Genomic DNA, 12,305 nt, shown 5'->3' on the forward strand with positions numbered 1-12,305 from the left:
ACTCATTCAGTGTCACTTATACACTTATAATTTGCTTTATAAAGTCTTTTTCAAAAACATCACCTTTTCTTTAACGAGCCTTTTGCTCATCGGCAAGTGGATGATGCTCATTGACTAAACGATAAAGTCCCTCTTCCAACACGTGGGTATAAATCTGAGTAGTAGAAATATCAGAATGACCTAACAAATGTTGAACTGCACGCAAATCAGCACCATTTTGCAAAAGATGGCTAGCAAAAGCATGGCGCAACACATGGGGAGAAAAGCTATCACTTTCTACCCCTGCTCTTCTAGCGAGATTTTTCAACTCCCGCGCAACGACTTGACGAGCAATATATCCTGTCTCGGAATGCGCAGGAAAAAGATAAGGACTTGCGGCATCCTTCCCATGATCACGCAAATCCAACCACTGTAAAAGCACTTGGCATGCTTTTTTTGATAACAGCACCATTCGTTCTTTTTTGCCCTTACCACGAACCAAAACGCTGTACTCCTTCCTTCGAACAGACTGAACCGGCAAACTCACCAATTCACTGATGCGCAAACCCGTTGCATACAGCATTTCAATCAATAGCTGAAGACGCAGTGAACGGAAATACTCTTTGGACCCATAATCTGCTTGATTAACCTCCAACTGTGCCAAATCAAGCAATTTTATCACTGCATCTTCACTCATGATTTTGGGCAAAGGACGCCCCTGACGAGGTGCATCAATATCATGAGAGGGATCATCTGCTCTCAACCCTTCAGCATAAAGAAATTGATAAAACTGACGCAAAGTCGATAAACGTCGCGCTTGCGAAGATGCCGCAAAACCAAAAGTATGCATAAGCGACAAAAGGGTAATTAAATCTTCTTTTTGTGCTGAAAAAAGCGAAACAGAATGTGAAGACAATTCGTCTTGTGCCCACTGCAAATCATGCTGATAAGCCGCAAGCGTATGAGGTGAAGCCCCTCTCTCCGCGCTCATCATCTCAAGAAAATGATCTATCACAGCACCACTTTTCATTTCATTGATTCGCTTCTGTAGAAAGATTCCATGAATCCAAGGGAACATCAATGTACATATCCACACTTACTGGTTCAACCCAAACCACAAGAGCACCCATTATAATGAAAAGAACAGAAAGCAAAATGAAAAGAATCATCAAAAATCTGGTCAATGTTGGCATAAGACAATAACCTACCCAAAAATATTCTATCTTGTATTATGCCTCACAAAGATTAACAGGAATTGACTTTAAGATGGATAAATGCCGAAATAAAGTTATGAAAAGCAATCGACCAAAACGCGTTCCCATAACACAAATAAAGAATCAGCTCTTATCGTCCCTTGATAAAAGAGCTCTTGTCCTTGTTGGTCTTATGGGGGCAGGCAAATCAGTGATCGGAAAACGCGTTGCCACCATGCTTCGTTTACCCTTTTATGATTCTGACCAAGAAATTGAAAAAGCTGCACAAATGACAATCACTGAACTCTTTGAAATTTATGGTGAATCCGAATTTCGTGCTCTTGAACAGCGTGTTATTCTAAACCTCATGAAAAAAAGTCCCCTTGTTTTAGCAACAGGTGGTGGTGCCTACATAAATGAAAATATCCGAAAAGCCATTCACAAAAATGGTATATCCATATGGCTAAAAGTCGATCTTGATATCCTCATGCAACGTGTCTCAAAGCACCCAACACGCCCCCTGCTTCAAACAGCCAATCCTAAAGAAACCATGCAAAAACTCATGGAACAGCGTTATCCTATCTATGAAAAGGCAAATTTAACAATTAACAGCCATAAAGAAAGCCGTCATACCGTAGCACAAAATGTTATACGATCTGTACAGCACTACCTATACACAGAAATTAACAATAGGGATAACCAGCATGCAAACTAAAACAGTCACCGTTAAACTGGACAAACGCTGTTACGATATCATCATTGGTCCGGGTCTAATTGCACAAGCTGCTTCACAGATTAAAAATGCTCTTAACAAAAAAGATCCTCATCCAACGCGCTTGGCACTTGTTACAGATACAAATGTCGCGTCCCTTCATTTGGAGATACTACAAGCAGAGTTAACAAAAAATAACATTCATACTATCCCTATTATTGTAGAAGCGGGAGAACAATCAAAATCATTTTCAACCCTGCAAGTTGTCATCGATCAAATTCTTGCCGCGCGTTTAGAAAGAGGCGACTGTGTTATTGCTTTTGGCGGTGGTGTCATTGGCGATTTAGCAGGATTTGCTGCAAGTATAATCCGCCGTGGTATGAACTTCATTCAAATGCCCACAACGCTTCTTGCACAAATTGATTCCTCTGTCGGTGGAAAAACAGGCATCAACAGCCGATATGGCAAAAATCTTATTGGTACTTTTTATCAACCGCAATGCGTTATTGCTGACACCTGTGTCCTTGATACCCTATCGCTGCGCGAATTTCGTGCTGGTTACGCGGAAATGGTCAAATATGGACTCATTAACCAGCCTGATTTTTTTGAATGGCTTGAAAAAAATGGACAAGAAGTCTTTTCTAATGGCCCTATGCGAACAGAGGCCATTGTCCGCTCCTGCCAATTTAAAGCTGACATTGTAGCACGTGACGAACACGAAACAGGAGAGCGCGCACTCTTAAATCTCGGCCATACATTTGGACACATGCTTGAAACAGCAACCGCTTATGACTCAAAACGTTTAATTCACGGTGAAGCTGTATCAATTGGAATGATTCTAGCGCATCAATTTTCTGCTCAACTAAATTTAATAAGCCCCGCACTTACACAACGCATTGAAGCGCACTTCAAATCTATAGGATTACCTACACAATTAAAGGATATCCCAGGGTCTCTACCAGATTCTGAAACTTTAATGACTCTCATTGCTCAAGATAAAAAAGTTTCTCAAAACAATTTGACCTTCATCTTAACACGCGGACTTGGTCAATCATTTATTGCAAAAAATGTTTCACCAGATGCAGTTTTGACTTTTCTGGAACAAAAATTAGCAGAAATCCGTTAATTCATATTGAATATAATTGATTCGTTTTTATACTTCTATTAAAGGTTAAATATGATGATGTCTGCGTAGCTCAGTAGGATAGAGCACAGGATTCCTAAAGAAATTGGGCACTTTAAGGAGAAATCCTCAAAGTGGATCTGCTCAAATTCGGGGAAAGCTTCATGGGAAACTATATGCCAATCCCGAGCCAAGTCTCTCTTAAAATGAGAGAAAGGTGTAGAGACTGAACGGGCAGCACCTAAAGAGCTAAAAGCTTCAAGGTGAAGAGACAGTCCAGACCACAAACAGTCGATAAGGCTGGCGGTGAAAATCGAAGTGGTATGAATCCTGGGGTCGCAGGTTCGAATCCTGCCGTAGACACCATCGTATCAATCAATTATTCTTTGTGCGCAATATAGGAATATAGGGAAGCATCATGAAAAAAACTTTACACTTTTTAGGATTTTTCACCGCTTTAAGTTTATCGCTCTTCAGCTCAAACAATAGCTTAGCTGGTTCTTTAATCATTGAAGTACCAGATAATCCAGAACCAACAACCCAGACTGTTACCTACCAATGCGATACTGGAACAACTAAAGAACGCGTTGAGGCAGTCTATCTTAATGCTGACAATATTTCGTTGGTTGATTTCAAATGGAAAGGTGATCGCGTCATTGCTGCTAATGTCATCGCTGCGACAGGAGCAAAATTTGCAGGAGCTCAGTATATCTGGTGGGAGAAGAACAACGAAGTCACGCTTTATGACCTTGCTCAGGATCCAGAAGAAAAAACACCTATCCTCTGTAAAGATGAGTCAACATTATTATTTTAAATAACACGGGAAATATTATGAAAAAAATTTCTTTTACTAAACAATTTTTCATTACGTTAAGTGTGTTCCTCCTAGGTTCAATTAATGCATTAGCAAGTTCTTTAGTCATTGAAGTACCAGATGATCTAGAACCAACAACAGAGACCGTCTCCTATCAATGCGATATGGGAACAAGCAAAGAGCATGTTGAGGCAACTTATCATAATGCTGGCAATATTGCGCTTGTTGATTTAAAATGGAACGATAAGCGCATCATTGGTTCTAATGTAATTGCCGCTTCTGGAGGAAAATATGTGGGTGGTCAATACATTTGGTGGGTAACTAAAAATGAAGCCATATTTTACGATCTTATTAATGATCCAAAAGAAGAAAAGCCCATCCACTGTGTAGAAGAAAAAAGCACAGAATAAGGAAGGTTCTTACATTTCAAGAACCGCGCTGGCTCTCATCGCTTGATGTTCCTTCTGACATGGATAATTTTTCCTCCGTCTGGTGTGATAAAAGAGCCAGCGGTTTTTCTGACTGTTCTTCTGAATGATGTCGATAAGCTGCTGTATGTGAAAGCAACATAGAAGCTACTGGTGCTGTTAAAAACAAAAAAAACATCAGCAAAACTTCATGAAAAGCAAAATAATGATCCACAAATATTGAATAAAGAAATGAAGAAATGAGAATGCTATAAGCGCCCCAACTCGTACATATTGAAAGCATATGCAAACGCTTATAAAAATTGGAAAAACGCACCAAGCCTATCGTTGCGATCAGAGTCAGTCCAGACCCTAATATTAAGAAAACTGTGATAGCAATAGCAACTACAAGCGATACATCATCTTTCATTCAATAATCTCCCCCCGCATGAGAAATTTCGCCAAAGCAATACTCGAGACAGGACCCAACAACCCAATAATGAGAGCTGCTACGAAATAAATGGTTGTTCCTGAACGGATATCGAATGTAAGAAATAAAAGAATAGTGGTTATATAAAGAGCATCCAAACCAACAATCCGATCCTGCGCCCGCGGACCACGAATCAACCGAAACAGCGCGAAAATCACCGCTAAACTTAAAAAAAACTGTGAAAAGAAAAGCCCCCAATAAAGAATCACCATACTCATTAAAAAATCTCCAAAAGCAATTGCTCATACCGTTGTTTGATCAACTGTTTGTAATCATACCCATTTTTAAAATTTAAGACATGGAGCAAAAGTTCACCCTTTTTACTATTATAGGCAACCCAAGCCGTTCCAGGAGTTACCGAAAGGATGCATGCTAAAATAGCCAAAGCAGTGCGATTATGAAGCAGAAGAGGTACTACAATAAAACCAGATTTCTGCTCTCGAGACCTCTTTGTTAAAACAAACCAAGCCACCGAAACATTTGAGAATATAGAATCTATAAATACTCGAAAACCCAGACGAAAAACCGCACTCCAGCTTTTAATAACAGCCTTCTCTGGCTCCAGAAGCCATATCATCCAACCACAAAACAAAGCGGTTAAAATCCCTAAAAGCAATTGCCCTAAACTAAAACCATTTAAAATAAGCCACATAAGGACAATGACACCGCTGAAAAAGGGGGAAGGACAAAAACGATTCATTTATTCATCTCCCTATTTTCGAGAGAAAAATCCGTTAAAACGCCCTCAATATAATTTTGAGGTTCATACAAAGACTTAGCGGTTTCAGACATATAATGACTAACAGGACCGGCTACAATTGTTATAAGAAAACACAAAGCAAGGAGAACGGCAATAGGTGCAAATTCTATCACCTGCACACGGGGAACGCGCCCTTCAAGAGAAACCCAAAAAGTTCGGATACCCGTTCGTGTCAATGCAATCAAAGCCGCAAAACCAGAAAGAGTGACAAAAACAACAAAAAGCCAATCTTGGTAAACTGGAAGAGAAGCAGAAAAATCCTCTCTACTGTGGTTTAAAATTGCCATGAACATCATAAGTTTAGCAACAAAACCAGAAAAAGGTGGCAACCCAACAATCAAAATGGCACAGATACCAAAACACGCTCCAAGAATTGCTAGGGTTACTGGAAAATAGGTACCAACTTCATCCTCTTCCTCCTCTTCATCGTCACCATACACCTCCATTGTAACAGCAAGAACATTAGCAGCCACATCTTGACAGCGTTCAACCAACTCTACCAAAAGAAAAAAAGCTCCCAGTGCTAAAGTTGAAGAAACAATATAAAAAAGTGCGCCTGCTGTCAGTGCTGCATTGCCGATCCCGATCGCAGCCAACAATGTACCAGAAGAGACAAGGACACTATAAGCTGCCAAACGCACCAAAACTTGACTCGCTAATACCCCAATAAAACCAACAATCATAGTGGCAAGCCCACCATAAAACAAAACCGTATGACCAAAATGGTTAAAATACACACTTTCAGGACCAAACCATAGCAGCGTTAAGCGTAAAATAACATAAATACCAACCTTGCTCAAAAGTGCAAAAGAAGCTCCAACCGGCGCTGCTGCTGCACTGTAAGTTGGCACCAACCAAAAATTAAGCGGCCACATACCCGCTTTAAGCAAAAAAGCAATACCTAAAAGTGCAACACCTATTTCGAACAAAACAATATCTGTAGAAGATATATATTTTATTTTAACAGCCAAATCGGCCATATTAAGAGTACCAACGACTCCATAAATGAGCGCTATACCAACTAAAAAAAATAATGAAGCAACAAGATTAACCACGACATAATGCAACCCTGCGCGCACGCGTGTCTGACCAGAACCATGCAAAGCAAGCCCATAGGAAGCCGTTAACATAACTTCAAAAAACACAAATAAATTAAATAAATCGCCGGTCAAAAAAGCGCCATTTATCCCCACCATAAAAAATTGCATCAGTGACTGAAAATGAGAACCAGCTTTGTACCAATGAGCCCGCGCAAAAACCAACACGCTAATCACCAACAAGCTGGAAAGTAAAAGCATCATAGCGCTTAAGCGGTCAAGGACTAAAACAATTCCGAAGGAAGAAGGCCAATTGCCAAGTCGATAAACATCGCAAGCCGGTGCTATTTCAAGAGTACGCATAACCAATAAAATGGCAGTAACGACCAACAGTCCAGCAGAAGAAAGACTGATGAATGATTTAAATTTTGCACGACGTTCATCATAAAAAAGAAGAAGTGCTCCAGTGATTAACGGCAAAAGAATAGGCAAAATAAGGAGATGATGCACGCCTACTTCCATTATTGCACCTCACGTCCATCAACGTGATCAGAACCCGTTAAACCACGTGAAACCAGAAGAATAACTAAAAATAAAGCTGTTGTTGCAAAACCAATCACAATCGCAGTTAAAACTAAGGCTTGTGGGAGAGGATCGACATAATTAGCTGGATTAATAACAGTGTTAGGATCAACAATTGGGGCAGCATTACTACGCGGTCTACTCATTGAAAACATAAAAAGATTCACACCATAGGAGATCAAAGACAAACCAAGAATGACTTGAAAAGTACGTGGACGCAAAACAAGCCAAATACCTGATCCAACAAAAACACCGATACCTAAAGAAAGAACAATTTCCATTAATTTTTCTTCTCTTTTAAAACAGGTTTCTTACCGATTCGGTAACTCCGAATTGACTGGTGTGCAAGTGCAATTAAAATGAGAACAGTTGCCCCTAACACAAGAGAAAGCACACCAAAATCAAACAAAAAAGCAGATGCCATGGGAACTTTTCCAATTAACGGAAGATGAATATATCGAAAAAAGGATGTTAAAAAAGGATATCCAAAAAACCAAGAGCCCATCCCCGTTACGACTGACAACAATAAGCCAAAGCCTATCCAACGCAAAGGTAAAACTCTCAAATGTGTTTCTACCCACCGAATATCGCGTGCAAGATATTGTAAAATAAATCCTATCGCCAAAGTAATACCACCGACAAATCCGCCTCCTGGCAGATCATGCCCTCGCATGAATAAATAAACTGCAAAAGCGATAATAACCGGAAAAAACCAACCCATAATGACAGCAGGAACAGTAAGATAATTCAACACCGTATCCCCTACATTTCGATTAGGCTGTGCTATATCAAAAGCTTTCTGAATACGCTGTTGAAAAGGCGCATCAATACTCTCAGGCGCAGGACGAAAACGTCGTAAGAGGGCAAAAACAGTAAGGGAAACAACACCCAACACCACAATTTCTCCCATGGTATCAAAACCACGGAAATCAACCAACAACACATTCACAACATTGCGACCACCAGCATCTGAGTAAGAATGTGTTAGAAAAAAATCAGAAATCGTTGTACCTTGAGGGCGTGTCATCACTGCAAAAGAGAGCCATGCTACACCAGCACCTCCCACAAGAGCTATGATAAAATCACGGATACGACGCAAGCGAACCCAAAAATGAACAGGCGTTGGAGTAGGATTATGCAAGCGTTTAGGCAACCACCGTAAACCAAGCAATAATAAGACGACTGTAACAACCTCAACAACCAATTGTGTTATTGCTAAATCAGGGGCAGAGAGCCATAAAAAGGTTGCACAAGTCATCAAACCAGCTCCTCCTAAAAGCATAAGTGAAGCAAGACGATGAAACTTTGCTCGCCAAGCAACTAACAGCGCACATAATCCGCCAACCAACCAAAGAGCGAGAAAAGGAATATCAACTGGAAAAAGCGGTAATGCCCCCACTGAAATGAACCCATCGCACCAAAGTAAAAGACCAACAAATGCAAAACACACCCAAAAAATCCAGTGCAACTGTATCTGCAAACGGCGTGTTGACAAAACAGATTCCACCGCACGTGCCCATTTCCAAGAAATAATCACGAGAATGCGTTCAAAAATACGCGGTCCCTTTAAGTGACGGAAAAAAGGAGCCCCATCATCACAGGATAAAAAATAACGATGCCCGACAGCATAGAGCAATCCGCCTCCTAATAATGCAACAAAACTCATCACTAATGGAGTGTTAAACCCATGCCAAACAGCCAAACTATAAGGAATTGTCATTGGTCCTAAAACAGACCCGACCGCATTATCTAAAATAGGTCCTATTGTTAAATTAGGAAAAATACCAACTGCTAAACAAATAAACACCAAAAGCTCCATTGGTAAACGCATAAAATGCGGTGGTTCATGGGGAATCTTGGGTAAATTTTCAGGCTTTGGTCCTAAAAAAACACCATGAATAAACCGTATAGAATAGGTCACACTAAACAGACTAGCTAGAGTTGCCACATAAGGAGCAATCCAATCGAGCCATGATTCCATATGCGTTTCAACAGCTTCAGCAAAAAACATCTCTTTCGATAAAAAACCATTCAACAAAGGAACCCCAGCCATCGCTGCACTCGCAACTAAAGCAAGAGTTGCTGTAATAGGCATAGAACGATAAAGCCCTGACAGTTTACGCATATCACGTGTTCCCGTCTCGTGATCAATAATGCCGGCAGCCATAAATAAAGAAGCTTTAAAAGTAGCATGATTGGCCATATGAAAGATCGCTGCAACACAAGCAAGTGGACTACCAAGGCTTAAAAGCGTGGTAATCAAACCAAGATGACTAATAGTCGAGTAAGCAAGCAGTCCTTTCAAATCTTGCTGAAACATGGAAAAATAGGCACCAAGAAGAAGAGTTGAGAGTCCTGAAAAACCAACCAGCCAAAACCAAGATTCTGTTCCAGAGAGCACAGGCCATAAACGAACAAGCAAAAACAATCCTGCTTTTACCATTGTTGCCGAATGCAAATAAGCCGATACGGGGGTTGGAGCAGCCATCGCATTGGGCAGCCAAAAATGAAAGGGAAATTGCGCGCTTTTTGTTAACCCTCCCAATAAAATACAAATAAGGATAGGACTATAAAGAGAACTTGACCGGATCATATCTCCAGACTGCAGCACCTTATCCAAATCAAAACTGCCAACAATATACCCAATCAATAAAACCCCAATAAAAAGGGCAAAACCACCAAAACCTGTGATTGTTAGAGCCATACGTGCACCCTCACGCGCACTTGCATTATGATACCAATAGCCGATCAACAAAAAAGAAAAAATACTGGTGAGTTCCCAAAAAATAACCAAAAAGACGAGATTGCCTGATAAGACTATTCCCGTCATTGATCCCATAAAAGCCAAAAAAAAGGAAAAAAAACGCGGTACAGAATCTGCTGGATCCATGTAATAGCGCGAATAAATGACAACAAGCAGCCCAATTCCTGTAATAAGCAAGCAAAAAAGCCACGACAAACCATCTATACGGAGAATCAAATCGCTCCCCCATTCTGGAAGCCAAGAAATATCTAAACGCACTATGTGGTTTCCGCGAACTTCTGGATAAAGCATTATTGTAAAAATAAGACAGAAAAGTGCAACAATCCCAGCAAACCACGCTTCATTATTTTTTGCTGTCGAACGAAAAAAGCCAATGACAGCACTTCCACCAAAGGGAAGCAAAACGAGCAATACCAACATTGCTTCCCGTGTTGTCATTCTTTAAACTCCATTTTGCCTTAATATTTTGTCATCGACAAAACAAAAACTTATATTCTCACCCCCCCCATTCCACACTTAATGATAATAAGATTTAATAAAACTTAAAAGCATTTAAATTTTAAAAAAAACAATGCTTGCATAACAATACTGCGCACCACACAAGTTTTCTCTTTATTGTAAGAACAATAACGCCCACGACAAGAAGCAATTAAAATTTTATTTAATTTCTATCCTTTAAAAAAGCGTGATAAACACTGCTTACGCCCCCCATGAAAAGGCTGAAAACTATTATCAATTTTATTATAAGAGCGATAACGCGCACGGCAAGATTCAATATGTTGTTTAAGCATCCATGGCTCTTTTTTTTCTAATTTTTCCGAAGAAGACGTTAAAAATACTTTTTTAGCATTTGATACAACTTTTAATGATGCGCCTTTTGTGCTTAAGTGCGGTGATGTAACAAATGCCATTTCAGGATACCACCAATTATCACTGTATTTACGATAACCACGCCGATAATGACGATAACCTTTAAAACCATTAATTTCTCTACGCCCCGTAAAAATCAAAGGCACCGAACTATCTTGGACAGAAGTCTGAGTAACCAGTTTGGCTTTAGCATCACTCCTATTTTGCCCCCAATTAACAAGAGTGGTTGTTATAATGAAAAAACTGCTAACAAATACAAAAGCTAAAGCGTAACATAATTTTTTTTTCATACTCATAACAAAAAACTCAACATAATAAATAACAGTAATTACAGAAAGCCTTTCTCTTGCTAGACAGAAACAGATTCTTTTCTTGAGACATTCTGTTACTCTTTGTACTAAACGTTGATCTTGGCAATAAGATCCTTCAAAAAAGAATGAATAAATGATGATAAAAACCCCCTATTACCTTATAGACAAATCGAAACTCATCAAAAACATGCAAACAATTTCTCGTTTACGGGAAATGTCCGGAGCTAAAATTTTACTTGCTTTAAAATGTTTTGCCACATGGAGTGTTTTTGATTTAATGTCTGAATTCATGGATGGAACCACATCATCATCTCTGTATGAATTGCGTTTAGGAAGAGAAAAATTTGGCAAAGAAACCCATGCCTATTCGGTTGCTTGGGCCGATCATGAAATTGATGAAGCCTGTGGCTATGCAGACAAAATTATCTTTAACTCAATCCAACAGCTTCAACGTTTTTCTGATGCAACAAAAACCATTCAAAGAGGTTTAAGGTTAAATCCAGGAATCAGCGCATCCAATTTTGATCTTGCCAACCCTTCCCGCCCTTTTAGCCGCTTAGGCGAAACCAATCAAAGCGCTATAAAAGAAGTTTTACCTCTCATAAATGGCCTGATGATCCATAATAATTGCGAAAATGCTGATTTTAATCTTTTTAACCAAATGCTTGGGTATATGGAAGAAAAATTTGCAGAACTTTTCGCTGCGGTTGACTGGATAAGCCTTGGCGGTGGTATCCATTTTACGGCTGAAAATTATCCTCTAGAAGCTTTCGCAAAACGCTTAAAACAATTTTCTAAAACCCATGGTGTTACTCTTTTTCTAGAACCAGGAGAAGCTGCTATTACCAAAAGCACCACATTAGAAGTCAGTGTTCTTGACACATTGTATAATGAAAAGAATCTAGCCATCGTCGATAGCTCCATTGAAGCTCATATGCTTGATCTTCTCATTTATCGTGAAAATGCCAAATTAGAACCCAATCAAGGACCACACGAAATTATGATTTGTGGAAAATCTTGTCTTGCCGGCGATGTTTTTGGAACATTTCAATTTCAAAAACCTCTTAAAATAGGCGATAGACTGTCTTTTCAGGATGCAGCAGGTTATACAATGGTCAAGAAAAACTGGTTTAATGGCGTTACAATGCCTGCTATTGTTCTCAAAGAGTGCGATGGTACATTAACACTTCAACGCCAATTTAGCTATAACGACTATCAGGAAAGCCTTTCATAAAGATCAACCATAAAAACGTCATGCAACAG

13 protein-coding genes are annotated in these 12,305 nt (G+C 39.7%); 5 read left to right on the top strand and 8 right to left on the bottom strand.

What is annotated here, in order from left to right; translation table 11 throughout:
- Positions 1 to 70: 70 nt before the first annotated feature.
- Positions 71 to 1,009 (bottom strand): site-specific tyrosine recombinase XerD, encoded by a 939-nt coding sequence (locus tag ACFIK6_RS00335; RefSeq protein WP_375641215.1) that lies wholly within the window; start codon positions 1,007 to 1,009, stop codon positions 71 to 73.
- A gap of 260 nt (positions 1,010 to 1,269) precedes the next feature.
- Here ACFIK6_RS00335 and ACFIK6_RS00340 point away from each other — a divergent pair, with 260 nt between their 5' ends.
- The 4 genes from ACFIK6_RS00340 (at position 1,270) to ACFIK6_RS00355 (ending at position 4,231) form a co-directional block, all read left to right on the top strand.
- A complete protein-coding gene (locus ACFIK6_RS00340) occupies positions 1,270 to 1,887 on the top strand; it encodes a shikimate kinase (RefSeq protein ID WP_375677281.1) in 618 nt (205 codons plus the stop codon).
- Positions 1,877 to 3,010 carry a 3-dehydroquinate synthase gene (aroB, locus tag ACFIK6_RS00345; protein WP_375677266.1) on the top strand — a complete coding sequence of 378 codons (1,134 nt, stop codon included), beginning with the start codon at positions 1,877 to 1,879 and terminating at the stop codon, positions 3,008 to 3,010. The genes ACFIK6_RS00340 and aroB overlap by 11 nt, the downstream gene beginning before the upstream one ends.
- A 415-nt stretch (positions 3,011 to 3,425) precedes the next feature.
- Positions 3,426 to 3,821, top strand: coding sequence for an MliC family protein (locus ACFIK6_RS00350; RefSeq protein ID WP_375641217.1), 396 nt, complete (start codon positions 3,426 to 3,428; stop codon positions 3,819 to 3,821).
- Positions 3,822 to 3,838: 17 nt separating this feature from the next.
- Positions 3,839 to 4,231: an MliC family protein gene (locus tag ACFIK6_RS00355; RefSeq protein ID WP_375641218.1), complete on the top strand. Its 393-nt coding sequence runs from the start codon at positions 3,839 to 3,841 to the stop codon at positions 4,229 to 4,231.
- A 16-nt stretch (positions 4,232 to 4,247) separates the two neighbouring features.
- Here ACFIK6_RS00355 and mnhG read toward each other — a convergent pair whose 3' ends face one another.
- From mnhG to ACFIK6_RS00390, 7 genes are all read right to left on the bottom strand, one after another.
- Entirely contained in the window at positions 4,248 to 4,658 is a 411-nt protein-coding gene (gene mnhG / locus ACFIK6_RS00360; RefSeq protein ID WP_375641219.1) for a monovalent cation/H(+) antiporter subunit G, read from the bottom strand.
- Positions 4,655 to 4,936, bottom strand: a complete 282-nt coding sequence (locus ACFIK6_RS00365; RefSeq protein ID WP_273790147.1) for a K+/H+ antiporter subunit F — start codon at positions 4,934 to 4,936, stop codon at positions 4,655 to 4,657. The genes mnhG and ACFIK6_RS00365 overlap by 4 nt, the downstream gene beginning before the upstream one ends.
- Complete coding sequence (locus ACFIK6_RS00370) at positions 4,936 to 5,418, bottom strand: Na+/H+ antiporter subunit E (RefSeq protein ID WP_375641221.1); 483 nt, start codon at positions 5,416 to 5,418, stop codon at positions 4,936 to 4,938. The genes ACFIK6_RS00365 and ACFIK6_RS00370 overlap by 1 nt, the downstream gene beginning before the upstream one ends.
- Entirely contained in the window at positions 5,415 to 7,037 is a 1,623-nt protein-coding gene (locus tag ACFIK6_RS00375; RefSeq protein WP_375641223.1) for a monovalent cation/H+ antiporter subunit D, read from the bottom strand. Before ACFIK6_RS00375 ends, ACFIK6_RS00370 begins: the two co-directional genes overlap by 4 nt.
- Positions 7,037 to 7,378, bottom strand: a complete 342-nt coding sequence (locus ACFIK6_RS00380) for a Na+/H+ antiporter subunit C (protein ID WP_375641225.1) — start codon at positions 7,376 to 7,378, stop codon at positions 7,037 to 7,039. The genes ACFIK6_RS00375 and ACFIK6_RS00380 overlap by 1 nt, the downstream gene beginning before the upstream one ends.
- Positions 7,378 to 10,299, bottom strand: coding sequence for a monovalent cation/H+ antiporter subunit A (locus tag ACFIK6_RS00385; protein WP_375677267.1), 2,922 nt, complete (start codon positions 10,297 to 10,299; stop codon positions 7,378 to 7,380). The genes ACFIK6_RS00380 and ACFIK6_RS00385 overlap by 1 nt, the downstream gene beginning before the upstream one ends.
- Positions 10,300 to 10,529: 230 nt before the next feature.
- Entirely contained in the window at positions 10,530 to 11,027 is a 498-nt protein-coding gene (locus ACFIK6_RS00390; protein WP_375641228.1) for a BA14K family protein, read from the bottom strand.
- A gap of 151 nt (positions 11,028 to 11,178) precedes the next feature.
- On the opposite strand from ACFIK6_RS00390, the gene ACFIK6_RS00395 reads away from it, so the two are divergent.
- A complete protein-coding gene (locus tag ACFIK6_RS00395; RefSeq protein ID WP_375641438.1) occupies positions 11,179 to 12,276 on the top strand; it encodes a carboxynorspermidine decarboxylase in 1,098 nt (365 codons plus the stop codon).
- Positions 12,277 to 12,305 lie beyond the last annotated feature (29 nt).

Source organism: Bartonella sp. AS69XJJH (assembly GCF_042195585.1).
Taxonomy (GTDB): domain Bacteria; phylum Pseudomonadota; class Alphaproteobacteria; order Rhizobiales; family Rhizobiaceae; genus Bartonella.

What these genes read in the sequence shown, in the direction of transcription:
- ACFIK6_RS00335 (WP_375641215.1), bottom strand. Translation starts at nt 1,009, where the DNA reads ATGAAAAGTGGTGCTGTGATAGATCATTTTCTTGAGATGATGAGCGCG.
- ACFIK6_RS00340 (WP_375677281.1), top strand. Translation starts at nt 1,270, where the DNA reads ATGAAAAGCAATCGACCAAAACGCGTTCCCATAACACAAATAAAGAAT.
- aroB (WP_375677266.1), top strand. Translation starts at nt 1,877, where the DNA reads ATGCAAACTAAAACAGTCACCGTTAAACTGGACAAACGCTGTTACGAT.
- ACFIK6_RS00350 (WP_375641217.1), top strand. Translation starts at nt 3,426, where the DNA reads ATGAAAAAAACTTTACACTTTTTAGGATTTTTCACCGCTTTAAGTTTA.
- ACFIK6_RS00355 (WP_375641218.1), top strand. Translation starts at nt 3,839, where the DNA reads ATGAAAAAAATTTCTTTTACTAAACAATTTTTCATTACGTTAAGTGTG.
- mnhG (WP_375641219.1), bottom strand. Translation starts at nt 4,658, where the DNA reads ATGAAAGATGATGTATCGCTTGTAGTTGCTATTGCTATCACAGTTTTC.
- ACFIK6_RS00365 (WP_273790147.1), bottom strand. Translation starts at nt 4,936, where the DNA reads ATGAGTATGGTGATTCTTTATTGGGGGCTTTTCTTTTCACAGTTTTTT.
- ACFIK6_RS00370 (WP_375641221.1), bottom strand. Translation starts at nt 5,418, where the DNA reads ATGAATCGTTTTTGTCCTTCCCCCTTTTTCAGCGGTGTCATTGTCCTT.
- ACFIK6_RS00375 (WP_375641223.1), bottom strand. Translation starts at nt 7,037, where the DNA reads ATGGAAGTAGGCGTGCATCATCTCCTTATTTTGCCTATTCTTTTGCCG.
- ACFIK6_RS00380 (WP_375641225.1), bottom strand. Translation starts at nt 7,378, where the DNA reads ATGGAAATTGTTCTTTCTTTAGGTATCGGTGTTTTTGTTGGATCAGGT.
- ACFIK6_RS00385 (WP_375677267.1), bottom strand. Translation starts at nt 10,299, where the DNA reads ATGACAACACGGGAAGCAATGTTGGTATTGCTCGTTTTGCTTCCCTTT.
- ACFIK6_RS00390 (WP_375641228.1), bottom strand. Translation starts at nt 11,027, where the DNA reads ATGAGTATGAAAAAAAAATTATGTTACGCTTTAGCTTTTGTATTTGTT.
- ACFIK6_RS00395 (WP_375641438.1), top strand. Translation starts at nt 11,179, where the DNA reads ATGATAAAAACCCCCTATTACCTTATAGACAAATCGAAACTCATCAAA.